The organism is Neobacillus sp. S1115, from assembly GCF_055385565.1.
The window spans coordinates 5,609,679-5,634,157 of sequence record NZ_AP038275.1; the positions used below are offsets into that span (position 1 = coordinate 5,609,679).

Annotated in this window: 20 protein-coding genes; all 20 read right to left on the reverse strand. The window is 46.6% G+C overall.

The window, feature by feature from the left end; genetic code table 11:
* Positions 1 to 123: 123 nt before the first annotated feature.
* Positions 124 to 1,041 carry a DMT family transporter gene (locus ACZ5B7_RS27465; RefSeq protein ID WP_464491739.1) on the reverse strand — a complete coding sequence of 306 codons (918 nt, stop codon included), beginning with the start codon at positions 1,039 to 1,041 and terminating at the stop codon, positions 124 to 126.
* 152 nt (positions 1,042 to 1,193) lie between these two features.
* Positions 1,194 to 1,961: an SDR family oxidoreductase gene (locus ACZ5B7_RS27470; RefSeq protein ID WP_464491740.1), complete on the reverse strand. Its 768-nt coding sequence runs from the start codon at positions 1,959 to 1,961 to the stop codon at positions 1,194 to 1,196.
* Positions 1,962 to 2,072: 111 nt separating this feature from the next.
* The gene (locus tag ACZ5B7_RS27475; RefSeq protein WP_423799826.1) at positions 2,073 to 2,459 is read right to left on the reverse strand and encodes an FxsA family protein; all 387 of its coding nucleotides are present in this window, start codon (positions 2,457 to 2,459) and stop codon (positions 2,073 to 2,075) included.
* Positions 2,460 to 2,501: 42 nt separating this feature from the next.
* Positions 2,502 to 2,987 (reverse strand): SRPBCC family protein, encoded by a 486-nt coding sequence (locus ACZ5B7_RS27480; RefSeq protein WP_464491741.1) that lies wholly within the window; start codon positions 2,985 to 2,987, stop codon positions 2,502 to 2,504.
* A 463-nt stretch (positions 2,988 to 3,450) separates the two neighbouring features.
* Positions 3,451 to 3,750: a hypothetical protein gene (locus ACZ5B7_RS27485; RefSeq protein WP_464491742.1), complete on the reverse strand. Its 300-nt coding sequence runs from the start codon at positions 3,748 to 3,750 to the stop codon at positions 3,451 to 3,453.
* A 21-nt stretch (positions 3,751 to 3,771) separates the two neighbouring features.
* Positions 3,772 to 9,504 (reverse strand): Ig-like domain repeat protein, encoded by a 5,733-nt coding sequence (locus tag ACZ5B7_RS27490; RefSeq protein ID WP_464491743.1) that lies wholly within the window; start codon positions 9,502 to 9,504, stop codon positions 3,772 to 3,774.
* Positions 9,505 to 10,088: 584 nt separating this feature from the next.
* Positions 10,089 to 10,991, reverse strand: coding sequence for a hypothetical protein (locus ACZ5B7_RS27495; protein WP_464491744.1), 903 nt, complete (start codon positions 10,989 to 10,991; stop codon positions 10,089 to 10,091).
* Between the two features lie 12 nt (positions 10,992 to 11,003).
* On the reverse strand, positions 11,004 to 12,692 hold the full coding sequence (locus tag ACZ5B7_RS27500; RefSeq protein ID WP_464491745.1) for a serine/threonine protein kinase: 1,689 nt from the start codon (positions 12,690 to 12,692) through the stop codon (positions 11,004 to 11,006).
* A 15-nt stretch (positions 12,693 to 12,707) separates the two neighbouring features.
* Positions 12,708 to 13,478: a PP2C family protein-serine/threonine phosphatase gene (locus tag ACZ5B7_RS27505; protein ID WP_464491746.1), complete on the reverse strand. Its 771-nt coding sequence runs from the start codon at positions 13,476 to 13,478 to the stop codon at positions 12,708 to 12,710.
* Positions 13,479 to 13,567: 89 nt separating this feature from the next.
* Complete coding sequence (locus ACZ5B7_RS27510) at positions 13,568 to 14,830, reverse strand: FHA domain-containing protein (RefSeq protein ID WP_464491747.1); 1,263 nt, start codon at positions 14,828 to 14,830, stop codon at positions 13,568 to 13,570.
* A 28-nt stretch (positions 14,831 to 14,858) separates the two neighbouring features.
* Positions 14,859 to 15,164 carry a WXG100 family type VII secretion target gene (locus tag ACZ5B7_RS27515; RefSeq protein ID WP_464491748.1) on the reverse strand — a complete coding sequence of 102 codons (306 nt, stop codon included), beginning with the start codon at positions 15,162 to 15,164 and terminating at the stop codon, positions 14,859 to 14,861.
* Positions 15,165 to 15,176: 12 nt separating this feature from the next.
* Positions 15,177 to 15,479, reverse strand: coding sequence for a WXG100 family type VII secretion target (locus ACZ5B7_RS27520; RefSeq protein WP_464491749.1), 303 nt, complete (start codon positions 15,477 to 15,479; stop codon positions 15,177 to 15,179).
* 18 nt (positions 15,480 to 15,497) lie between these two features.
* Complete coding sequence (locus ACZ5B7_RS27525) at positions 15,498 to 15,728, reverse strand: hypothetical protein (protein WP_213143948.1); 231 nt, start codon at positions 15,726 to 15,728, stop codon at positions 15,498 to 15,500.
* 17 nt (positions 15,729 to 15,745) lie between these two features.
* Entirely contained in the window at positions 15,746 to 17,434 is a 1,689-nt protein-coding gene (locus ACZ5B7_RS27530) for an Mbeg1-like protein (RefSeq protein WP_464491750.1), read from the reverse strand.
* A 2-nt stretch (positions 17,435 to 17,436) separates the two neighbouring features.
* Complete coding sequence (locus ACZ5B7_RS27535) at positions 17,437 to 18,171, reverse strand: hypothetical protein (protein ID WP_464491751.1); 735 nt, start codon at positions 18,169 to 18,171, stop codon at positions 17,437 to 17,439.
* A gap of 190 nt (positions 18,172 to 18,361) precedes the next feature.
* Entirely contained in the window at positions 18,362 to 18,568 is a 207-nt protein-coding gene (locus ACZ5B7_RS27540) for a hypothetical protein (protein ID WP_464491752.1), read from the reverse strand.
* A gap of 118 nt (positions 18,569 to 18,686) precedes the next feature.
* Positions 18,687 to 18,992: a WXG100 family type VII secretion target gene (locus tag ACZ5B7_RS27545; RefSeq protein ID WP_464491753.1), complete on the reverse strand. Its 306-nt coding sequence runs from the start codon at positions 18,990 to 18,992 to the stop codon at positions 18,687 to 18,689.
* A 16-nt stretch (positions 18,993 to 19,008) separates the two neighbouring features.
* Complete coding sequence (locus ACZ5B7_RS27550; protein WP_213143944.1) at positions 19,009 to 19,311, reverse strand: WXG100 family type VII secretion target; 303 nt, start codon at positions 19,309 to 19,311, stop codon at positions 19,009 to 19,011.
* Positions 19,312 to 19,342: 31 nt separating this feature from the next.
* Entirely contained in the window at positions 19,343 to 19,594 is a 252-nt protein-coding gene (locus tag ACZ5B7_RS27555) for a ubiquitin family protein (protein ID WP_464491754.1), read from the reverse strand.
* Positions 19,587 to 24,308, reverse strand: coding sequence for a type VII secretion protein EssC (essC, locus tag ACZ5B7_RS27560; RefSeq protein ID WP_464491755.1), 4,722 nt, complete (start codon positions 24,306 to 24,308; stop codon positions 19,587 to 19,589). The genes ACZ5B7_RS27555 and essC overlap by 8 nt, the downstream gene beginning before the upstream one ends.
* Positions 24,309 to 24,479 lie beyond the last annotated feature (171 nt).

Below are 24,479 nucleotides of genomic sequence, written 5' to 3' on the forward strand. Positions count from 1 at the left end.
GACAGGCTCAGGCTCATTATACCATCAATTGTACCATCAATCCATCAAGTTTTATACAAAAATGATGCATAGGGACGGTTCTTATGCCTCAAAATAGTGATGCATGAGAACCGTCCCCATGCATCACAGTGGGGGCTGGACGCTTACTGGTTCGATTGCTGGTGTGTGCTTTTTGGATCCGAGTGTGTTGACGACGATAACTCCGGCAATGGCAACTGCGCCCCCGATGATGGAAATGAAGCTTGGCTGTTCATTGATCCAAATCCAGGCAATGAGGATGGCGAATACCGGTTCAAAATATATCATGCTCATAACCGACCCGGATTTTCCTAAGGAGAGGGCGATAGTCCATGTGACATAGCCAATCGCAGTTGGAAAAATCCCTAAATAAATAGCTGATAAATGGGCATCCAGGGTTGCGTGCTGCAGTTCTTGAAAATATCCCGGAAAGTAAATGAAAAAAGGAATCGTTCCAACCCAGGTAAAGTAGGCTGTTAATTCTATCGATGAATAGCGTGTCAAGAGAGGCTTTTGAAAGGCAAACATCACCGATGTCCCCAAGGCAGCGATTAATAGAAGGAACACCCCGCTGGAGATATGGAAAGACGAGCCTGCTGTTTCAAGTGCAATGATACCGATTCCCAAAAAGCCCAAACCTAAGCCAATCCAGCCAAACAACCCTAGCCGTTCCCTTAATACGAATAGAGCAATTAAGGCAGTAAAAATAGGCGTTGACGAAATCAGCATCGCCGCGACTCCTGCATTTACGGTTTTCTCACCGAAAGCAACGCCAATATGATAAATACTGATCCCTACAAACCCCAGTATCACAATTTTCAGTATATCCCCTTTTTGTGGCAGACGGAATTTAACACCGGGCCATAGCGCGTAAATCGCAAATAGTGCCGAAGCGATAAGGTATCGAGTGAGGATTAGATGCCCTGGAGAATAGCCTCCATGTAAAATCACCCGAATGGCAGGGAAAGATGCTCCCCATATCATAACGGTAAACAACGCAATGGTTAAAGCTTTTATGTTCAAAATCCCCTCACCTCTTTTTTTCTACATAATCTCAAGGTTATCACGGTGATCACATTGTTTCAATCATAAAAATATGGAGGAAACCATGATTAACCTTGCTGCATCACAGATGTGGGGACCAGAATGTCACTCTCCATTGATTACAACACCGTTCACTCCCGCCAATCCGGGTTATTTTTCAAAAATCCTTCCCATGCCTTTTGGCTTCCTTTTAAATTTTCTTCTCTTGTGGCTTTAAGCCGATTCTCGGTATCACCGTAGCCTATTTCTTGGCGGTTATTTTCGAAACCATGGAAAATGGTGTCGGCAAAATCGGCCAAAGGTGCCCCGAAGGTATGCAGTCCCGCCCCGCCTAAATCTGTATTCACTGCTGGTGGGAAAATTTCAACCACCTCTATGCTCGTTTCCGCTAATTGCTGCCTTAAGGAAACTGTAAAGGAATGAAGAGCTGCTTTTGTCGCACTATAAATCGGCACCCACACACCCGGCATCAGCGCCAATCCAGAGGAAACATTAATAATAGCCGCGTCCTTCTGCTTCGTTAACTGCGGGATTAAGAGCATCGAAAGATGAATGGGTCCTTCGACGTTAATGGCGATTTCATTTTGGTAATAGCCCCAATCCTTATCTGGTTTGAGGAGATTCACTCGCTGCTGAATGCCGGCATTGTTGACCAAAATATTTAAAGAAGGAAATTCTTTGGTAACCCATTCCGAAAGCTGTACCCGGTCCTCTAATTTAGATACATCACAAGCATGTATATGTAGTTTAGGATACTTTGCCTTTGCTTCTTCAAGCTTTTCCTGGCGCCGGCCCACTATGATGACCTCGTTCCCTCTTTCCAAAAACCGCTCCGCAAACGCCAGGCCAATACCAGAGGCACCGCCGGTTATTAAAATCGAGTTACCTGATAAATTCATCTGTTTACCCCCTTTTATTTTTTAAAATTAACTTTATCGAATAAAACAGGGGCCCTCCCCGCTGCTTTGCCGCATTAAACTTTTGCAGAAGCAGGGTTTCAGGCCCCTTGCCTATTTTATGATTCGTATATTGCCTTTTTCTATTCGTTTTCTTAGTGCGTTAATCATAAGAAATTTAACCGGCTTTCGGGTTGGAGGGAATAGGAGCAGGAAGCCGAATATGTCAGTCAAGAACCCCGGTGTTAACAGCAGGATTCCGCCGATCATGATACAAATGCCGTCCAAAACCGCTTCGCCCGGGATTTGTCCCATTCGAAGCTGCTCCTGGGCCTTCCTGATAGTTTGTAATCCCTCTCTTTTGGCTAAGTATGCTCCTAACACGCCGGTCAAAATAATGAGCAGGATGGTAGGCCAGACCCCGATTGTTTTTCCCGAAAGAAGCAGAAAACCAATTTCCGCTGCCGGAACGGCTATAATTAATAACAGTAAATACCGCATAAAGTTCTCCTTCCTAATGTGTCTGTTTCAAGTCTGGACCTTTTATTCATTTGGAGACACTTTCCGGGCAGCTTGTTTATATTCCTCATACCACTTTTTCCATTCTTCCATCCGTTCGATGGTTTCGCCTTCCATCATGGCCTTAATCACATCAAGGCATACATGCCAGCCGGCAAGGTCCTTTGGGGTATGGGGCGTGATTTTTTCAATCTTTTCTATTAAAAATAGCTTGCAGCCGGGAGCTTCCGTGGAAAGTTCGAATCGCACTGACATGTCGCTTCCCCAAGTAAATTCCAATACGGATTGATCTTTAAGGTCCGTGATGGCCATCTTCTCAAATTTTCCGTCGCCCATATCGAACTTCATAAACCCGCCTTCACGAAGCTCACCAACTCGAAGCTCGTTAAACCACTTTGCTAATTTTTCGTTGTCCGTTAACCAGGACCATACCTCCTCAACGGAGTGATCAAATTGCCGCTCGAATCGTGCGATGTAGCCATTTTCTGATTTTTCTATGACTGCTAGCATCGGTTTCCTGCCTCCCGTAAAGAATATTGTTATTTCCATTATAGGAGAAAAGGCGTTTATTTTAAAATAGGAACTCTATTTTTACCGTTCCCTTATTTTTTGGAACCTCACGGGTAATATAGGACGTCTATTTTTACCGTTCTCTCATTTTCGGAAACCTCACGGGTAAAATAAGGCTTCTATTTTTACCGTTCTCTCATTTTCGAGGGCCTCACGGGTAAAATAAGGCCCCTATTTTTTCCGTCCTCTCATTTTCGGGGATCTTACGGGTAAAATAGGGCCCCTATTTTTTCCGTCCTCTCATTTTCGGGGATCTTACGGGTAAAATAGGACCCCTATTTTTACCGACCACCTCAGGTTTTGAACCTCACAGGCAAAATAAAGGACAATTTTTCAAAAAGAAGCAAAAAAATAAGACTTGCCAAAACGGCAAGCCTCTAAACATATGACCTCAAATAGAGAATCAGGTCCCTTCTTCTTTTCTGTAGCCTCGCGGTGTGTTGCACTGTGGACAGGCAGCGTTGTTGGAGTCGAATGGGCTCCCGCAGTTTCGGCAAAAGACCACTCCTGCACCGGCAGCAGCGGCAGGCTTCTCTTTTTGCACCGAGGCCTCCACTGCTACAGCAGCTTGCCCAGCATCCAACATCACCGCCTCTTTTTTAAACTTCTTTAAAACCGCAATGACTACGATCAACGTAATAATATTCACAACTAATCCGGCGGCTGCAATGATCAAAACGAGAAGTGATGTATCTTTAAGCATGATTACGTCGCCCTCCTCTCATTACTTTTCAATGGTCTCGGCCCCATAAGTTTTCCTCTTCCGGACAAGGACTAGCGCCGTAATTACAGCTGCCAGGCTGCCGACACCGCCAATCGATCCCATAAACAAGGTCTTATTGTTATACCAGCGGACAATCGGGTTGGTGGAAACGAGAATGTCATTAACCTTTTTGCTCAGCTCGTTTCCGGCCGCATCTACCGCAATAATCTTCACATTCTGTTTGGAGTTTAAGCTTTGGATATCAAACGTGTAGTTTTCGCCGTCCGCCTTGTGCTCCACTTTTTTACCATTTAGATAGATTTCGGTATCCTTAAGCACAAGATTATCCTTAACAGAAACCGTTACGGCCTTCGTATCAACCGGATACTGCTCCCCGCTCTCAATATCGATCGGCACAATCACCGGTGCGGTCTTGTCGATACCAAAGGAAATTTCAGCCTGCTTCTTCTCATCGATATTTTCATTGATGTTACCTGCTGCATCTTCGGAATAAAGCGCAACGGTATATTTGCCATCGCCAGTGAACAGCGATTTTTTCACCACATACTTGTACTGACTCCACTGCCCGGCACCGCCGGTTTCAGTGACGGTATAATCCTTACCCTCTGCCAAGTCAGAAGGTGTACCGTTCTTCGTCATTTTGACTTGAATCGTATCGGCTTTCAGGCTGTCGACGTTCGTCTCGGTCACGATGACGTCCGTTTCCTTTTGCACATATTTTCCGTCAATCGCCTTCAGTGCATCATCGAACACATAAACCGAACCAAAGCGATTTACAGAGAAACGAATCGTCTTGGAGGTTTCATTTCCAGCAAAGTCCACAAGCGTCGCCGTTAACGTATAAAGGTCATCGATTTCTTTTTTCTTCTCGAAGTTTTTAAACGTAAACACCTGGCCGTTTGGCGCATCGGCATAGCTGCCATCGAGCGTCGCCGGGCCGTGATTCGCTCCGGTTAGCTTGATGCTTACAGCCTTCTGATTAAAATTCGTATCGGAATAGGTTATCACCGGAATCACGTCGCCGTTATTTGCCGACTGATCCTGAACGCCGGTAATTGTCAGTTCAGGCGCTGTTTGGTCAACGGTGAACTCCTCTGCCTTATAATCGGCCGCAATATTCCCGGCCTTGTCGGTAAAATCAATATCAAAGCTGTACTTGCCATCCACAGCATATTGAATAGTCGCTGTGTGGACGTCACCCTTCGAACTCCAGCCGCTCACTTTCGGGAATGCCGCGGCTGACCCATTATCGCTGGCCGTACCTGTCACCCTTACACGCCCGGCATCAAAGTTATGCTCGGTAATCGAAATAGTCGCGGTCCTGCTGGCCCGATAATAGTTGCCATTGGCCGCCGAGTTGTTGCTGTAAGAAACCTTCACAACAGGAATCGTTTTATCAATCGTAAACTTCTGTTGCGGCACTGCTGGTGCCGCATTTCCGGCATTATCCTTATACTTGATATCAAAGGTATAATCGCCATCCGCGCTGAATTTCACTGTTGCTGTATGTGTTGTCTTATCCGGGTCCGCCGTATTATAAGCGGTACTCCAGCCAACCAACGAAGGCAAAGCCCCATCTGTATTTGTAATCAAATGTTCGACATCTTTTGGATTAAAGTTCCGCTCGGTTATCACAACGGTTGCCGTCCGGTCAGCTTTGTAAAAATCAGGATAATCCTGATCCGGCGAATTATTGTCATAGGTCACTTTAATCTGCGGCGCCGTCTTGTCGATGCTGAATGTCAGCTCTTTTTCCGATGTGTTGCCGGCCCTGTCCGTTATCTTCACCTTCACGAGGATGGCGTTGCTATTATTGCTGACCGCAATCGTTTTAGTCATCTCGGTAACGAGGTTTTTATCAGTCTTCGCTACCTTCCAGCCGTCTGGATTGCTGCCATCCGCAAACGAGCCGTCATTATTAATCTGCAGGCGTCCGCCTTGGTTATTCGCCGTATCATAAGGTGCTACCACCGACCATTCTACTTCATTCAAGCCTGAGTAAGTGTCGGTCACGGTTAGCTTCACATCCACGTTATTCGGGTAAAGCTCGAGACCCTGATTGTCACGATAGGATGTTTCTGCTTTTTCAAGCGTAATATGTGCTTCTTTGGCGTGCTGCGCTTCATCCTCAATGACCGTCCCGTCCGGTGTGGCAAAAGCACTTGTATTATTGACATGGTCCGTCGCTTTAGCAAAAATCTGTCCTTTAAATGCTGCCGGAACGTTGAAACTAAATTCGCCTGTTGTTGGAACAGCCGCAATGTTGTTGACCTCAGTTGGTGCAATTTCCTGTAACGAACCATCCGCAAGCACCGCATAGATTTTGCCATTCTCATAATCTTGCAGATAAATCACCATCGATTGAACTTCACTTGTCGCTTCAAAGCCAATCACTGGGTCCTCGGCTTTCACCGTCACCCGAATCGGCTTTTTGAAAAAGAAGCCATATTCCGTGAGTTCAACTGCTTCCTGAAGACTCTCGGTTGCATCCTGCTGCTCCTCATCTGTTGAAAAATGAAAATCGGTAATCATTGGGCTCGATTGGTCTATGAAAATAGTTTTTTCAACCTGTGCCGCATTCCCAGCATTATCAACAGTTTCAACAGCGATATGGTAGGAACCATCTTCATTTCTGGTAATCCTGGAATCGCCGGTATCCGTCGCCGCCAAATCCGGGCGATGCTGGACCGTCAACTCTTCATGGTAAAAATACTCATCAACAAGCTGGTCGTTCACGTTGATTTTGACCGTATTGACACCAGAATCGGCATCCTGCACATCGACATCGTACATGACTTCGCCGTTGTAAAACTCTTTTGTATCATCAGCTACATAGGATGAAACACCGTTTTTAGCGGTAATATTGATAGCTGCAGCAGGTGCTGTTTTTTCAATCATCACAACACCGCTATCCTTGGCCTTGATATTCGAATTGCTCGAATTCACCAAATATGGCGTCTGGTTCTTGTTATTCACATTGTCCGTGACTTCGACTTGGAACGTTCCCTTGAAACGGTCCACATCCAGAGTGTAGGTCGCTTCGGCGGTTAGACCTTGGGTTTCAAAGCTTTCCCGAGTTAACGCCGGTGCCTCTTCCCCCGCGTTCTCTGGAACAGCATTTACCTTTAGATCCTTTATTCCGGAAGCGTCATCCTTGACCTTCACAGTCACTTCAATTTTTTTATTAAAAAATGTTCCAAAGCTAAGGTAGTTTAACACCTTGGCAATCGTGCTGTCGTTGATGACAGCAAAAGTTACTGCCTCTCCGTCTGCAAGAACCGGTGCGTTTTCATCAATAAAAATTTTCTTTGGCGCTGCATCCGTTTTATTGCCAGCATTATCTTTTACCGTAACGGAAAAATCGTATAAGCGATTTTCTTGGTCAAGCGTGCTTGTGTCAATCGCTTCAATCGCCGGACTTACTTGCTTTTCTTGTGAAAAATCATATTCTTTATATTTCTTGTCATTTAGGTTAATCGTTACCTTGTTAACTCCTGATTCCTGGTCTTCCGCCTTGACGTTCACTTTCACATCTCCGCTGTAAAACGCAGTATCATCGGCTACATACGGATCTTTTTCAGAGGCAACCGTTAATTCCGCGGTTGGCGCCTTTCGGTCAATCATGAAGTGTCCGTTGCCTTCCGGTTCGATATTCGTTTCGTTAACATCATAGGTTTGTTTGTTGTTGACATTGTCGGTTACCTCGACGGAAAACGTCCCTTCGAAACTTTCATCATCGAGGAGGAACACGGCCTCGGCTGTCCGGGTATCTTTACTGAAGGTTTCGGAAACCACTGGAACAACCTTTTTATCAGTCGAATTAGTTGATTTTGCATACAACGTAATCTTCTGAACGCCAGATTCCCCATCCTTGGCTTTCACCGTTACCTGAATACCTTTGTTAAAAAACATTCCAAATGTAAGGATGTTTAAAACTTGGGACCAAGTGCCGTCATTAATTTGTTCGACTTTCACAGCTTTGCCGTCAGCTAGTGTCGGGTTCGTCTGGTCGATGTTAATGTTGATTAGTTTTTCGGTGGATTGGTTCCCCGCCTTGTCAACAGCCCAAACTTTGTATTGGCCTTTTTCGACTGGGCCAAAGGTGTAGCGGTTGGTTTTTACATCGAATGTTGCCTCGCTTGGAGCAGCCGCTGCATCCGCGGCATTGCTGTAAAAAACTTTTTCAATAGGAGTAGAGTAGGCGACGCCGTCAAAGCTTTGGGTTCCGTTATCGATTTCACCGGAAACGTTCACGGTGTCACTGAACCATGTCACGTTATTGATGGTGGTTTTGTTTTTTCCATCCAGTGCAGGCTCTTTGACGGCCGGACCTTGGTTATCGAATACCAGCAAGATATCGCCATTCAAGTTAACCGTTTGCTCGCTCTTTTTCGTGCCTGCAATCTTCACCTTCATGTCATTAATTGAAGTGGATTTATTGAAGGTGTACTCCGTTTGCCATTTTTTGCTGGAGCCGGCGGAGGTTTGCAGATTGATAAGGTTGTAGCTTCCAATTGGTGCAACCTTCACCACAGCATCCTTGGAATAGACGCGGATTTCTTTGCCGCCTTCTTTATACGAGTCGAGTAAAGAACCAGCGGTTGGTGTGATCGAAACGAATTGCGACCAAGTTCCGTCTAGTGTCGGGATTTTCTCAAAGGTTACTTCGATTGAAATTGGCTCTTTAATGTTTTTAACCGTGTAAGAATAAGTCCCGTCCTCATTTTCTGTAAAATTCGCATCAGCGGCGAGATCCACAGCCGTTCCGTTTACCTTGATGGAAGCTACACGGTAGTCCTGGTTTGGTGTCATCGTGGCTGTTGCTGCGCCGTCATAATCGAATGTGGATTTATCCAGCTTCACATCTCCGTTGCCGCCGTTGACACTAGCCGTAACGGTATAGGTGTTGATGGCAAACTCTACCTTGACGTCGTGGTTTGCTGTAACATTTGTGAAGGTGTACTTATAGCTGTCTGGCTGGATTGGTGTAACATCCTTTGTCAGATCGAGGTTGGTGCCATCTAAGTTGATGCTCTCGGCATGAAACCCGGTTAACGGGGTAACAGTGAAAAACGAGTCCTTGCCGTGCTGGACGCTAACTGTTCCGCCCAGCGAGCTAATCGTTTGGTTTGCATCATCCTTTACCGTGCCTTCAAGTGCGTTATATTGGAAAGTAACAGTGTAGGTTTTTAAAACAAACTCGACTTCGATGATGGTGTTCGACGATATGGACGTAATTGTGTTGATGTAGCTTTCTTTGTTTGTTATCTTTTGGTCGATCCCAGCGATTTTGACAGCTTTGATGTCAAAATTCGGGTCTGGTGTTATTTCGATGTTAACGTTTGACCCTTCCTCCACCTGTACGGGCTCTACGTAACCTTCATTATTGATTTTTACTGTACCCGCGCCTGCTATAGTGTTAACTGAAACTTGATAGTTTACTTTATCAGGCGTGTCGGTTGTCCCTCCAGTGTCAGTTGATTCACTAGAACCTGTTGTTCCACTTGGAGCGGTTGAATCCGGTGTTGCGGTTTGCTCCCCTGATTCCGTTGTCGTTTTCGTTGTCGTTGTTGAGCCAGTTGCTGCAGTTTGGTCAGTCCCACCGTCTGTGGTGCCAGTTGTTTCTGCAAACACCGGCATGATGGCACTGGCTGGTATGTTATAGGCAACCAGCAAAATGGCAAGGATGACCGCCAGAACGCGCGTCGCCCTTGATTTTCTGTTTGTAAACACGCTTTCTCCTCCCCTTTGGAAATTCTATTCTATTAAAATATCTATTGATTTTTGGGCTCCAATTCCCCTGATTGATTTACCATTCTGGTAATCTTTTGGTGGTTTCGGGCAGCAATAGACCCCTGGTGGTTACCCTTCTGGGGATTTTTTGACCGTTTCGGGTGCCAATGGACCCCTGTTGGTTACCTTTCCGGGGATCTTTGCGCGTTTTCGGGCGCCAATAGACCCTATTGGTTACCCTTCCGGGGATCTTTGCGCGCTTTCGGGCGTCAATAGACTCTATTGGTTACCTTTCCGGGGATCTTTGCGCACTTTCGGGCGCCAATAGACCCTATTGGTTACCTTTCTGGGGATCTTTGCGCGCTTTCGGGCGTCAATAGACTCTATTGGTTACCTTTCAGGGGATCTTTGCGCGCTTTCGGGCGTCAATAGACTCTATTGGTTACCTTTCAGGGGATCTTTGCGCGCTTTCAGGCGCCAATAGTCCGTATTAGTTACCTTTCCGGACATATTTTCATAGTTTCGGGCGCCAATAAAGATTTAGACCCGCATTCCAAAACCTGCCTTAAGATCGTTCCCCGCTTCTAGATCACTTCATCCGTATGCGTAATCTTGATATCTCTAATTATCCTAAATTCTATCTTTGCAAGTGGGGCATCTTCTTCATCTTCCAATTCAACGGCAGGGTTTAATACGGTTGTTTCATTTGTTTCTATTAAAACCTCCGTGCCGCTTTCCAAGACTTCGGTTCCTGAATCCAGCAACACTACGCCAGGCTCAAATGCCTCTGTACTTTCGTACAGCACCTCCGTACTGCTCTCAAGAAGGACCTCGGTTTCATTTAAAAGGACAGCCGTACCTTCTGATAGGTGTTCATCAGCCTGGAAAAGCAACTCCGTCCCGTCATTTGCCAGCACTTCGGTTGCCTCAGAGGAACCACTCTCGAAAACTCTAGGATCTACTTTCCCTGTAAAGCCCGTGTTTATAGTATTAAACTCGTCCCCAGTACTTACCGTATTCCCTCTAGCACCAGTAAATCCTGGGGCAGCTGTGTCAGCCATGTTCCCTGTGTTCACAACAGAGCGCGCCGCATTCCCCGTATTCCCAGTTCTACCAACAGTATCCCCCGGTCTTGCTGTAGCTCCGACCAGGTTCCCGGCCCCAGACGTGTTCCCGTTCATGACCGTATTTCCCGTATTTCCAGTCCTGCCCGTATTCCCAGTCCGCCCTGTCCACAGCCTGCGAACCCCGACTGGCTCGGTCAGCGACCCGCGGTCGAGATTAAAGGCATCCGGCTGGTGGCGCTTGCTGCCCGTCATTTTGTTTCGTTCGCGGATTTCCTCAATCTGCCTGGCGGCGGTTCGACCAGACAAATCGCCGATGATGGCCAAAATGTTCATTTTGAAAAATAAAACTACCGCAACAATAAACAATACGGCGGCGAGGGAATATCCAACGATGGAAATGATCTGCCATGCTGCTCCCATGCTCGTCACCCCCTATTCCTTCCGAAAGGCGTTATCAACGGCTTTTTCGGTGAGGGCAAAGCGGTCGACAACGTCCTTCTTAATTGTTTCCGTCTTCTCTGCCGTGACCTCGACATCCTTGGTACTCTGCTTGACGGCCTCTGTCACCGCACGAAGGTCGCTTTCCTTCACGCCATCCAATTTAAACTTCCGGGCATAGGTTTCAATCGAATACATCGTCAATTTATAGAGTTCAAGTTTTACAATTTCACTCTCTTCTGGGCTTTTATCAACCATTTTAATCAGCCCCTTGATGTTTTCCCAATACGGCTTGTATTTGCCTTTGTCCGAAGCCTCTTCGATGTGGAGGGTGATATTCTGGTTAAAACGGCCGATATCGCGGTAAATGACGGCCATCTCGTAATAATCGCTTTTTTTCGAGCCGTACTGGACGGCATCCTCGAACCATTGGATGGAGCTTTTCATTCTCGTAATCTGGTTGTCGCTATTTTCACTTTTTCCATAATCGTAGTAATACCAATACATTTTCCCGACTTCAAAAGCGAGGTCCGGATACTCTGGATTGTCGCGAAACTCGATAAGGTGGGAGTTGATTTTTTTCTTAAACTGCTCCTCCTCCTCGACTGAAAAAGCGGCATCCCCTTTAAATGCGCCGAGCAATCCCAAATAGGCCTTCGTTTCCACCGGCTTAATATCAATCGCTTTTAAAAAATAATCAATTTTGGCCTGATCGGTGGCAGCTTTTTCCGCCATCTGAACCGTTTTATTGTAATCGGCATTATTCGTTTGAATATTCATCACCTGGCCAAGAATGCCAACGCCTAAGCTTAAAAAAGCAGCCCACGCCAGCGCATAAAAACCGCGCAGCTTCTTTTTTTGCTTGGCGCGATAAAGGTCATCAGCCTCTTCGTAATGGTTCAGCGCATACATCAGCTCGGCACACGATTGATAACGATCATCCGGATTCAGCTGGGTGCATTTTTCAATAATCCGTTCCAAACCGCCCGACAACGACGGGTTCCATTGGCGGATGGGGTAAAGCTCATAAGGAGGCTCGGATGGGTTGTGCCCGGTCACCAGATGATAGAGCGTCACGCCCAAACAGTAAACATCGGTCCGTGGGTCGGTCTGACCCTTCCCGCCGAACTGCTCCGGAGCCGCGTAACCCTTCGTTCCTAAGCTGACGGTATCTGCAAGATTCTGCTCCTTGTACTCACGGGCAATCCCAAAGTCAATTAGCTTCAGATTGCCATCCGGCTTCAGCATCACGTTCGCCGGCTTCATATCCCGATAAATAATCGGCGGATTGCAGGTATGTAAATAATCGAGCACCTCACAAAGCTGCTTCGCCCATTCAATCACCAGATCCTGGGGCTGGGCGCCATACTCCTCCATAATCTTGCTCAGAGGCTCCCCTTCGATATAATCCATGATGACAAAAATAACTTTGCCGTTGTCGATGATGTCGACAATCCGAGGCAAAGAAGGGTGGTCGAGGCGTTTAATCATGTTCGCTTCGGCGATGGCACTCTGGATAATGACCTCGTTGTTTTTGTCCCTGCCTCTTTTTTCAATCTCTTTCACGGCCCACTGCTTGTTGAGGCGTTTGTCCATGGCCAGGTACACCTTGGACATCCCGCCTTGGCCGATCTGCTTCAGTATTTCATATTTTCCATCTATAACGGATCCAATTGCTGCCACGTGAAATCCCCATCCCTACTGAATTTTTACAAGCAGCACAGTGATATTGTCTGTTTCCTGTCTTTGCTTATTAAGCTCCACTAAAGTGATTGCGTGTGTTTCCATTACCGCTTCGTCCGTCAATACCTGCGGGGAGAATGCTTGAAAAATTTCCTCCTCGGTAAGCATGTGGCGGAACCCGTCGGAACAAAGCATATAGACTTCGCCAGGGGTTGCACGGCCATGGATAAATTCAGGCTCAACCAGCTTTGATGCCCCGATGCACTGTAGGAGGACATTTCGCCGAGGGTCAGTTTTAGCCTGCTCCGGCGTAATCGTACCCCGCTTCAGGTCTCTAGCGACCACCGTCTGGTCCTCTGTCAGGATTTCAAGCTGCCTCTCCCCGATTCGATAGACGCGCGAGTCTCCGACATGGCCAATCAGCATGAACGTGGTGTCGATGAGAAGCAGCGCAGTAATCGTCGTGCCCAGCTGGATTCTCACCCTGCGCCCATACTCGGCAATCCGTTGGTTTTGCTCTTTGATGATTCGCTCCCAGCGATACTGGATATCGTCCCAATCCTTCCGGGCAAGCTGTTCTGGAAGTTCAGTTTCAAACCACTCCGAAAAAGCACGAATGACACTGGCACTGGCCACTTCCCCTTTGGAAAGTCCGCCCATCCCGTCGCAAATGACAGCTAAAACGACCTCTCCCATCGATGTTTCGGCAACCTTTATAAGCAGGCTGTCCTGATTCGTCGGTTTCTTAATCCCCTTATCTGTAACTGCCGTGGATAACACTTCCATTGTCTAAACTCCTTGCCTAAATAATCGGTACCTTGCCTTCGGACATTTCCTCTGATTTTTCCAACGGTTTTGTCCGTTGACCAAACAGTCTATATATAAAAAGTAAAGTCCTCATTAGCTAGGCGCAGCTTTGTACCTGAAAAGATTTCAATCTCCTTCATAACCGGAATCACCCGGCCATCGACATAAGTCTTGTTGGTAGAATTATTGTCGATGATATAATAGCGGCCGCCCTTTGTGATAATATCGGCATGACTGCGGCTGATGGCATTATTGCTGGAAACGAAATAATCGCAAAAGCTGCGCTCCTTACCAATCCGAAAGGCGGGTTTGTCGACGCTGATTTCTTCCTGCGTCTTCTCCCTGACCAGATAAGGGAAGCGGGGTTCTTCGTACACATCAGCCTCAAGTACCGTTGTCCCGCCAACATCCTCAACACCCAAAACCGTCGTTCCACTGAAATGTTCCGTTTCGGATGGCACTGCCGCAAAAGGCTCTTTTGTTTCCGCAGCAGCCTCAAGCCTGCCCGCCAGCCCCTCCAAGGGCGCCCCGCACGCCGAGCAAAATTTGGCATCCTCCATACTGTTGGCCCCGCACTGCGGACATGCCTTTAATTTTTTTGAAAAATCATATTGATTGCCAAACGGATTATAGGCAATGCTCGAGGGGCGAGCTTTTTCGCTGGCCGCATTCCCGGTCTTCCCAGCTCCGGTCCCATACCCAATCCTCCCGGATTCCCGCAGACCTTCGCCCACACTGCCCGTCGAACCGGACGGCAGGTACCCCTTGTTGTCGACTGTTTTCCCCAGCAATTCAAACAATAATTTTTCAAAACCATTAATTGAAAATGGGCTATGGCTGCGGAAATATTGCAAATAGGAGGTCACATAGCCATTGTCTTCGTGTTTATTAAACACCACCCGAAAGGTAATATCGTTAAAAAAGTCAGGCACTACACTCGCGTTTTGGTTGTTGACAATCGGCCAGTAAATGCATTTGACCTCTTTCGTCCGCGGGTCGAGAAAAATCGTTTCCCAATTCAACATGAGATTGCTTACATTTAGCAAGTTTTTCTCACATTCCTTGGCAACCGCAGCAATTCTGGCCATCGTCCCCAAGAACATTTTCTTACTGACAATCCCGCTGAAATAGGATTGCAGCGTCATCATCCCCTCGACATAGCACCTTAGAACGAGTCCCTTTTTCGTCTTCTCGGCCGTAACCGGCAAAAGACTGCCAGACAGTCCCGCTGCAATGCCCTTCAGTTCCCGTTCATTAATGGCCTCGGGTACAATCAGCTTGTTCACGACCAAATATTTATTTGCCTGCTGTTCAACAGTTGTTTTTCCCATAACTATCTCCTGCTTTAAAATACTAAACTTATAAACTATTCACTCGATCAATCGCCTTTTTCTGCGCTTTTTTATATTGATCGGCCACATACCGGAGCACATCCGCGTAATCCTTGAGTCTCTTTTGCAGGTTTACGGCTGTGGAACCGGTGTTATCCAGCTCATTCCATTTGGACTGAAGCCGTTCAAAATCCTGGCCCTGCCAGCCTGCCCCAAGGGAGGCTACCTCTTGATTCGCCTGTGACATCTTCTGTTTTTGCCTATCCACATAGTCCTCCACAGCTGAAGCCGCCTTTTCAAACTCACGGTAATCGACATCGATGAAAGAGCTCATTTTCCGTTCCTCCTATTTAAAAGAGTCTGCCAAATTTGTATTGACGGTCTCCGTCTTGTTGTAGCCGTCCGATACCTGCTGCACAAGGAATTTGGAATAGTTCTGCATCACCTGAAACCGGCTGTCTTTAAAAGCATGTTTAATAGAATGGAAACGGCCGATGACATGATCCGAAGCCCTGCTTTGCCAGCTGCCGTTCAAAAGCGCAATGGCCTTCTCCATTCGTGCAAACTCAGCATCGATTTGCTGATTGATAGTAGTAATCCGGCTGGCCGTGTTTACGACCTTCGCCGTATCAATTTTTATTTGACTCATCGCTTCACTGCCCCCTTATCAGCCTTTGCCTATCCCTAATTTCGCTAAAAAGGCTTCTGATAGATTAGATGGATTTACCCTGCTTAAGCTTCGCTTTGCCCTTTCACATTCCTCAATAAAATCACGGATGCGGGCCGCGGCGACTTCGCTGCCAATCCCTTTAAAATCATGGCGGAGCCCCGCTTCGATGGACTCAAGCTCGGAAATAATACTGCTTAATTCTGCTTTTGCACTGCTTAAACCGCTCATTCTTTCTCCCCCTGCCCTTAAATACTCATGATCCGATTTTCTGCTTCGTCAAAGTCGGCGGCCGTATCCCGCAAGTAATCTATGACTTTATTCATCTGCCTTTTTGTCGGCAGATTTTCTGCAATCGCCAAATGGATGATGTCAAGCAGGCCTTCTGATAGATAGAGATAATTCAATTTCGAATCGACTTCGGAAATCCGCGCTTTCACCGAATCCAGCCGATTCGCGTAAGCCCTGAGTTTATAGGTGTCAATCCGAATATGCGGCGTCGGAACAGCTTTCGGACTGGAACCAAACAGATTTTTCAAGCCGCCAAGAAAATGATTAAATTTCTCTGCCAGCATATCCCGGAATTCTGTCAGCTGTTTCTTGGTCCAGTTCGCAAATTGGGCCACCCCTTCGGCCACCCGGTCAATAATTTCCGGAATCAAGTCCGTGAACACATAGGCCGCAAACGCCGCAACTGCATCGGCAACATCACTTAGAACCTCAAACGCAATCACCGAAGCAACAAACAGTGCCACATATCCAATCGCAACAAACGCAAATTCCACCAGAGCAACGGTTGCCGCCAACAGAGCAGGACCCGCAACGATGGCTGTGACAACAAGAGCGACTGTCACGGTTACCGCTAGAATTTTTCCGGCAGTGGTCATTTTTCCATCTTGATATAAGGCGTTTTTTAGTTTCCAGCCTGCGTCAGTTATGGCGACCAAAGCAGTAGTTAAAAAAGAACCTACCACAGGACTAATAAGGCGGTCCAAGCCTTGCGTAAATGGCGATGTAATATACTTTGAGATGATGGTGGATAAAGCATTAGGCTGGTCGGTTCGCACAATATTGCCATTTTCATCAAAGTGTACATTTTCCGTACCATGCTGAACCGCACCTTCTCCGACTAAATCGGCATAAAAATAGTTCACCCCATCGGCATGCTGCAGTATGCCGCCTACCAGAGATTGCAGAACATGATCCATTTGTACCGTACTCTTTGCCAATGCAATTTCCTCTTTGTGCGCTTCCAAATAGTCGTTGGAGTGGCCCGGTCCATCATAGCTGATCGTTCTATCAATCCGGTCGGCCAAGCCAAGCTTTGCCGCGTAGAAGGTCGCGTGTTCCGCAAGATTTCCCCCTAACGAATGCCCGGCAAACGAAATATTGTCGTACTTGTCAAAATAGCCGTCTTTTTTAAGCTCATCGATAAATCGCTGCGCATCTCTTTGTTGGTCTGTAAGCCTGCCAGAGATTAAAGCAGCATCAGCCTTGAGCCAGTCCTGCTGAATATTTTGATACTCTGAGGGCGATTCGCTGCCGCGGAAGGAGACGATTAAGCCTTTATCGGTCTCGATAACGACACCATAGAAACCTGATTGCCCAGGGTTATTTTGGTCAAACGTTTTGACAATTTTCCAATCCATCGCTTCACTAGGCAGTTGATTGATTTTACCTGCATCTAGACTGACACTTTGATCATTACCCACGTCTTTGCCTTTAGTCAGCTGATCAAAATGGCCCTGTGAATAGTTTGAGCTACCGTCCGCCTTCATTTTCAAAAGCCCCCCGACAGTATTGTCCGGGCTGTGTCCTGCACCAACAGAACCAGGAATGTTTTTGCGCGATTTGTCTTTTAGGAGTTCCAAATCCAGATAAGCGATATCGGTGGCAAATTTCAATTCTTGCTCCGTTAAAGCAGTCTTATCTGCCAACGCTACTCACCGTCCTTAGCTGTTGCCGAAGCATCGGCAAAATGATAGCCATTGGCATCCGCAACTGCGTCAAATTCTTTTACAACGTTGTAGTCAATAAACCATGAACTGGTGACATAAGGAACCTCTTTAAATTTCTTTACACATTTGTCATATTCATCTTCTGCAATCACATGAACAGTCACTTGATAGGCGGTGTTTACCCCGGCTTGATAAGCCGCAGTCAGTGCCTTTTCAAACTGTTCCGGTGACAGATCAGGCTTTTCCTTGACAATGATATCTCCTGAAAAATAGCCTGGTTTATAAGCCTTAACGTATTCTTCCAAAGAAACATCCGGATTGGTCTCCGCCGAACTGTCTGCTTCCATCGCTACTGTGTGTGTTTCACTCTCAATTCCTGCAGAAGAAAGCTCCCGAGTGATAATTTGATTGAAGGACTTGCTAATCAGACTTGGAATATAGCCATCACTCACAAGCTCTCCATCCTTTGTCGTAACCGCCTTAAATACCAAGTCCTTCTGGTCCTTTGGGTGGACATAAGTGGTAACCGTATCATTCGTCGATGTCCCATATCGGCCGCCAATATGGGTCACTTCAAATTCCTGGTGATACTTTTTTTGGAGCAGCTTTTCGACATCGGCGGCCTGCTCTTTATCCATTTCGCTGCAGCCAATCAAGCTAAAAATTGATAGTCCCATTGCGATGACACTCACCTTTTTCAATATTTTTTTCAGCATATTGTTTATACCTGCTTTCATTCAGAAAAATTATATAAATTTATATCTGCTGCTTTAAATATCTTCATTTCACAACTCTGCGGGTCCTGTTAACAATTGCCTCATCATTATCGGTCATAGATGAAGAACCCATTCTCTTTAACCTGCAGTTTTATCTTTTACAATCATGCAGCCTGAAAAATATTCAGGGTTATAGACTTGGAGATATGAAGTCATTAAAGCCGCGTTTGACCAGAATATACTCCACCTTTGTAAAATCCCGACTATACGTATCTCTTAAATAGTTCAGCATTGCCTCCGCGTTATCTTTGTTTTCCTTTTCGGTTGGTTGCTTCATACACCCGCTTAATCCCGCTACTAAAATGATTAAAAGCAGGCTATAAAGGATTCTTTTCATCCTGACTACTCCAAATTTTGCAAACTTTTCATATTCTATATCAATCCAATCGGAATTGTTTTCGTAGTTAGGCTAAAGGCAACGGACCAGCCGTCACCTTTAGCATTGAGAAATTGGTTTATTTAAATGCGTCAGCCAGGTTAACGTTGGCTGTTTCTGTTTCGAAGTAACCTTGGTCAACATTGACACGTAAGAACTTTACATAGTTATCAAGAATGTCGTAATAGGTTTGGAAGTACTTCGCGGAAAACTCATCGTATGCTGCGTATGTTGCCTGGGCGGCTTCACCGTCCCATGTATTGGAAAGATTTTTGATTGTGCTTTGGCTGTTTTTTAATTCATCCATAAGCTGTTGGTTCAATCTTTCAATCGTATTCGCAATATCAGCCACCTGGGCCGTACTTACTTTAATAGAACCTGCCATTGTTTTCACACCTTTCTTAGTTTGTTAGTTTTCTCACTTGAACCATGTTGTTTTCTTGGGTAGCAGCGTAATTGGCACGCTGCGTATCAAGTGTGCGGCTTGCCGTTTGAAGCTTATCGGCCATCTGTTTTAAATCTTGGTTGAAGCCGTTGATCTGGTCAACGAAAGCAAGGTTATCCTCGCCCTCCCATGCTTCACCCATCGTGTTTGCTGCCTGCATAAGCTGGGTATAGATACCTGTATAGGTTTCGGATAGTTCGGCTAATTTTTTGGATGCCGCCTCAAGTTCTTGAGGTGTGACTCTAATTCTTTTCGCCATTTGTCATTCTCCTTTCTCTTTTTGTAAAAATTTATATCAACATGAGTTTCGAACCGTTCTTGATGCCCAGTTCGGCAACTGGCATGTTAATATTAAAAATAATTCCTGTTTCAGCATCACATAAAACCTCGCTGCCTGTCGCTTTGTACTTGCCATCGGACAGGTCGCCCAGAAGGGATGACACCAGCGTGAGGACCTCGCTCATTTGGCTTTCCAATGGAATATACACATCGTAGCTTTGGGCAGCAGCAGGAAGGAAAATTTCCACGAGTACTTTATTCATCGCTGTCATCATTCTCCTTTTGCGAGTTTAATAGCTTGACCTTGACAGCCTTCCCGTTTTGAAGGGAGTAAGCAAATTCTGCCGGCATCTCCTCGCGCATTTCGGATGTGGTCTTGGCCGGCTTGAGCTGGAATTGCTCGGTAATGCCGCTGCCAATCCAAATACCATTTCCACTGTGAATATGTTGTTTGTACCATTTGTCAAAGGTCAGCCCGGACAGATTCTTGGATTGTTCAGCAAAAATAACGGTCACGTTATACTTCGCGTCGCCCTTTTCCAGAATTAAGCCAAGTTTCTCAGCCCCCAGATTCGAAAGAGCATTTTTTAAAGCAGCAACTGAATTGATGATAATCACCTTTTGTTCAAATTGCTCCACTGTCCGGCCCTCTTCCAATGCCTCTTTGAAGGTGTTGTTGCGGTAGACGACGAGATCAAACAGGTCGGCCATTATCTCCTCAAACTCTTTGGTTGTTGAATAATATTTGAAACCAGCATTGTTTTTCTCAATAAAACTTTGCTCAGCGTCAATCACAGTTACATCTAAGCCTGCCTGTTGCGCCATGAACTGGGATAGGTCATGGACGAACAACTCGTGCTCCGTTCCAGCTGATAGAATCATATGGAGATAGGATTTGCCGAACGGATAATAGTGAATTTGCAGCGAGTTCTTTTCCACACCAATTGGAATGCTCAGACTTCCCTTTGAACCGCAATATTCAGCCAGGAATTCGTGGTCCACTTTTTCTGGCAAAATCGGAATCCTCTTTGCGGCTGTTCCTTTCCAGGCTTCCTGCAGCTTCTCGCATTCTGCTTTAATAGTTGGATATGGCACGGGTTCGGCGGTAATTTGCGCGACCTGAAATTCATAAATAGCATCCCGCTTGACGAGGCCGCGGCCTTTGAATTTCGATGGGAATAAGCCATCCGTCTTGCCAACGACCGTTGCATAATCGGCCTCATCATTTAATTGCAGTGTAATCAGCTGCTTGAAGTTCTGCAGCAGCCTGAAGCGGACAGCGCCCGTTCCCAGTGCAGTGAGGACGAAGTAGATTCCGTACTTGGTGCCTTCACGTGACAGGTATGAAACCGCCTCTTCCTTTTCATCGTAAATCTCAGTGAATGCTGAGAAGTTATGAATGGCGACGACAATCGCTGGAACCTTCTGGCCCGTTGCCCCGGCATAGGAGCGGTGATCCCCGCCGTAATCGGCAAACAGCTTCTTCCGTTTTTCCACTTCGCCCTGCAGCATTTTAAACAGGTTGCTGACCTTTTCACTTTCATACGAAAGGATGACATCCCCGACATGCGGCGCTTTGGAAAAAGCTCTCAATGTTTCCGAAGCAAAGTCTAATAGATAAAGATTGACTTCCTCCGGGGTATGCTCATGAATGAGCGAATAAACCATCGTATTTAAGAAGGTCGTCTTGCCGGTACCAGCCGCCCCGTAAATAATGGTATTACCTTCGTCGGTGAGCGGCAGGCGAAGCAGGCATTGCTGCTGGTGGACCGGATCGTCGTATTCGCCGATGACCGGATTAAGCCTATAGGACTCCGCTCGGCTAACGGCCTGTGCCGTTTTCCGTAAGTCAGCCTGAACAGTTTCCGATGCTGCCGCAATTTCACTGACGGCCTCTCGGAGATCAGCTGGCTTATTTTCTGGCGGCAGCCACTTACCATGATCCGCTTTGTATTTTTTCCGAATATCATCCAAGAGGATTAGTGCTGGAATCGGCTCAAGCCAGAGCGGACGAATCTTAATATTCTCCTCAGCCGCAATATTACTTAAATAATCAGTAATCACATCAAGTTGCTTTTTCGGATTTGTGAAAAGGCCCTTCTTTTTATCAATCTTCGCCTGTTTAACCGGACGGCCGTTCCGGTCAATAACGACAACGCTGTTATCTTTTTCAACAACCACCTTATCGGACGGATAATATGGCGCTCCAGCCCAGGCCGACTGCCCCATTTCAAACAATTCGTTATATCCGACCTGCAGGTAAAAACGCCCTGTATCGGTAAGCTCGGCTGCATCCGGACGTTTCAGCATATCCATACTGTCGGCCCGTTCCTGCACCTTTAAGCTGACCCGGAATTTACTGTTACTCCAAATCTGGTCATCGACGACACCGCTCGGCTTCTGGGTTGCCAAAATCAAGTGGACGCCCAGGCTCCGGCCAATCCGCGCGGCGCTGACTAACTGCGTCATGAACTCTGGCTGCTGCGTTTTCAGTTCGGCAAACTCATCGGAAATGATAAACAAATGCTGAAGCGGCTCGCGGACGACTCCTTCGCGGTATAGTTTTTGATATTTATAGATATCGATATTGCTCTCGCCAACCAGCTTGCTGGCCTCGGCAAAAATAGCCTGGCGGCGCTTCAATTCACTTTCGATGGACACCAGCGAGCGTTTGATCGCCGCGCCGTCCAGGTTCGTGATGATGCCGGCTGTGTGCGGCAACTTTTCAAACGATTTCGCCATCCCGCCGCCTTTGTAGTCGATTAGAATAAACGCCACCTCATGCGGGTGGTAATTTACCGCCAGCGACAGGATATAGGAAATGATAAATTCACTTTTACCCGAACCCGTCATACCGGCGACTAGGCCGTGCGGGCCGTGGAATTTTTCATGCAGGTCAAGCTTGAACAATTCGCCGAGAGTGTCGACGCCAACCGGCGCTTCCAGTGACTTCGTCGGGTCGTTGTCCTTCCAGCGGGTCAAAGCGTTTAAGTGCTCCACCTTGCCCACACCGTATAATTCCAGGAACGTGACCATTTGCGGCAGGTTAAAGGAATTGGCCAGCTCATCAAGCGGAACATTGGCCAGCTTCACGCTCAACTGGTAAGGGTCGGCACCGTTTAGGAAGATATCCGGTGTAAAAGAAGTCGTCTTCCCAGTAATATCGTTTTTGTCGAACAGCTTCCCGCTGTTTTCTTCCAGCTCCACCACCATCGAGCACTCTTTTGGCAGGTTTTTCAGTTCATCATAAAAAGTGACGACGCCGATATGCAGGTTTTCTTTCTTGGCATACACCTGCTTCAGCATCTCGGCTTTGAAGGCGAGCTCTTTGCTTAGGGCAAACACGATGTAGTACGGCTTGACATCCTCCATCTCGCTGTCATTGGTATTCGCACGGATTTCGATTTCTTTTTCGATATACGCCGAAACTTCCTTCACCTCATTGTTGTTGGTGGCAATGAAGCGGAATTTATTATCGTTGCTCCACACATGAGGTAGCCATTTTGTAAAGCCGAATTGTGCTTCCTCCTCCTGGTCATAGACGAAAATCATTTTCACTTCATCGTAGCTGTATAAAGCAGCCAATTGAAAAATCAACCCTTTGGCAAACTCGATTGTCTGCTTGCGGGTGCCGATAACGCCGGAAATATGATTTTCATATAAAGATAGAGTGATTGGAATATTTTTCAAAACCTTTGGCGATTCCACCAAGGTGTACAATTCTTCCTGCAGGTTATCATCGTCAATCGAGAATTTTTTCTCCGAATAGGTAAGGTCTGCTGCAAGCAGGCCGCTGCCTGTGCCGACCCGTACTTTCAGAAAGTCGTTTTGGCCGGGGCCACGCTCCCACAGATTGCGCTGGACATTTTCAATCCGGTTGATGCAATCGCTGATGGGAACATGATTTTCCCGAAGAATTTCCTCCTGCTTTTCCGCTTCCTCATTAAAGACGACAGCGATTCGGTCGAGATAATCCTTGTATTTTTCCTGGCGAATTTTCTCTTTTTTCCGTCTGCGCCGCATATCGAACTTTTTGGTTAGGATTGGCCAGAGGATGGTTCCAAGCAGCATGCTGCACGACATGACGATCGACGGAATCGCCCTTGAAATATCGCCGGTCGCCATCGCGTTGTTGACAGCAAAAAGCGCAGTCGCCATCGAGGCCATCCCCATCGTCATCGACGGGCCAATCACCAGCATCATCGGCATCTCTTCGCCAATCGCATTCGGCGGCGGGGAATCGATCTTGATAACCGCTTTTTCGACATCGCGCTTAAAGCGGGGCGAACGGTAGAAATAGTCGGTTTCCGGTACTTCGTACTCTTCCTCTTCATCCGGGGTTTCGACCGTTTGCGGTATGAACGGCTTTAACGCATTGGTCCGGATTGAGAGTGTTCCATCCGGATTGTTAAAAGCAACAAAATAGCTGCCGATGATTATTTTATAACCCATTATGTATATGGTGTCGCCAATCTTTAAGGCTTTGTTTTTCACTCTTTCCCCAGCGACGAATGTTCCGTTTGAACTGTTTTGATCCTCGATACGCCACTGGCCGTTATGAAACGACAGCTTTGCATGGGATGCCGAGACAAAACGATTGGCCAGCACAATGTCGTTCTGTTCGGTCCGGCCGATGGTAATCTCGATATCTCGGTTAACCAAGTATTTTGTAAAAATTTGTCGGTCGTCCGTGCTCGGCTCTGTGAAAATGATCGTTTTTTGGTCCTGGGTATAAAGTCCTAAATTATATATGCTTAGCGGCTGCAAGACCGTATTTCGGATCGGCTTCCCGGTATTGTCGAGAACCTTCACATCCTTATTCGATTTTAAAATCCACTCTCCATTGATCCCTTCAATGCCGATCAGTTTTCTGGAGGATTTGCCATTGGAATCGTATATCCAATACTGTCCCCGCACCTTTTCCGGCAAGGCTATCGAGTGAATCCTCTCCTTATTAATTAACGTAACATTCATCATTCTTCTCCTTGCATGCTATCTCTAACGCTGCAAAACCAGCTTGGAATTCGCCATAATTATCCATAATCTTATTCTCACATAACTAATGTCCTACAAAAAGAGACTAAATTACCATTTTATAGGAAAGCGCTTTTATAAGGCGGGCAGGGAAGAAAGAGGTGCTGATCATTA

Coding starts and splice junctions, on each gene's coding strand:
- ACZ5B7_RS27485 (WP_464491742.1), bottom strand. CDS start 3,750: ATGCTTAAAGATACATCACTTCTCGTTTTGATCATTGCAGCCGCCGGA.
- ACZ5B7_RS27545 (WP_464491753.1), bottom strand. CDS start 18,992: ATGGCAGGTTCTATTAAAGTAAGTACGGCCCAGGTGGCTGATATTGCG.
- ACZ5B7_RS27525 (WP_213143948.1), bottom strand. CDS start 15,728: ATGAGCGGTTTAAGCAGTGCAAAAGCAGAATTAAGCAGTATTATTTCC.
- ACZ5B7_RS27495 (WP_464491744.1), bottom strand. CDS start 10,991: ATGGGAGCAGCATGGCAGATCATTTCCATCGTTGGATATTCCCTCGCC.
- ACZ5B7_RS27480 (WP_464491741.1), bottom strand. CDS start 2,987: ATGCTAGCAGTCATAGAAAAATCAGAAAATGGCTACATCGCACGATTC.
- ACZ5B7_RS27515 (WP_464491748.1), bottom strand. CDS start 15,164: ATGAGCTCTTTCATCGATGTCGATTACCGTGAGTTTGAAAAGGCGGCT.
- ACZ5B7_RS27475 (WP_423799826.1), bottom strand. CDS start 2,459: ATGCGGTATTTACTGTTATTAATTATAGCCGTTCCGGCAGCGGAAATT.
- ACZ5B7_RS27470 (WP_464491740.1), bottom strand. CDS start 1,961: ATGAATTTATCAGGTAACTCGATTTTAATAACCGGCGGTGCCTCTGGT.
- ACZ5B7_RS27510 (WP_464491747.1), bottom strand. CDS start 14,830: ATGGGAAAAACAACTGTTGAACAGCAGGCAAATAAATATTTGGTCGTG.
- ACZ5B7_RS27520 (WP_464491749.1), bottom strand. CDS start 15,479: ATGAGTCAAATAAAAATTGATACGGCGAAGGTCGTAAACACGGCCAGC.
- ACZ5B7_RS27540 (WP_464491752.1), bottom strand. CDS start 18,568: ATGAAAAGAATCCTTTATAGCCTGCTTTTAATCATTTTAGTAGCGGGA.
- ACZ5B7_RS27505 (WP_464491746.1), bottom strand. CDS start 13,478: ATGGAAGTGTTATCCACGGCAGTTACAGATAAGGGGATTAAGAAACCG.
- ACZ5B7_RS27550 (WP_213143944.1), bottom strand. CDS start 19,311: ATGGCGAAAAGAATTAGAGTCACACCTCAAGAACTTGAGGCGGCATCC.
- ACZ5B7_RS27555 (WP_464491754.1), bottom strand. CDS start 19,594: ATGAATAAAGTACTCGTGGAAATTTTCCTTCCTGCTGCTGCCCAAAGC.
- ACZ5B7_RS27535 (WP_464491751.1), bottom strand. CDS start 18,171: ATGCTGAAAAAAATATTGAAAAAGGTGAGTGTCATCGCAATGGGACTA.
- essC (WP_464491755.1), bottom strand. CDS start 24,308: ATGATGAATGTTACGTTAATTAATAAGGAGAGGATTCACTCGATAGCC.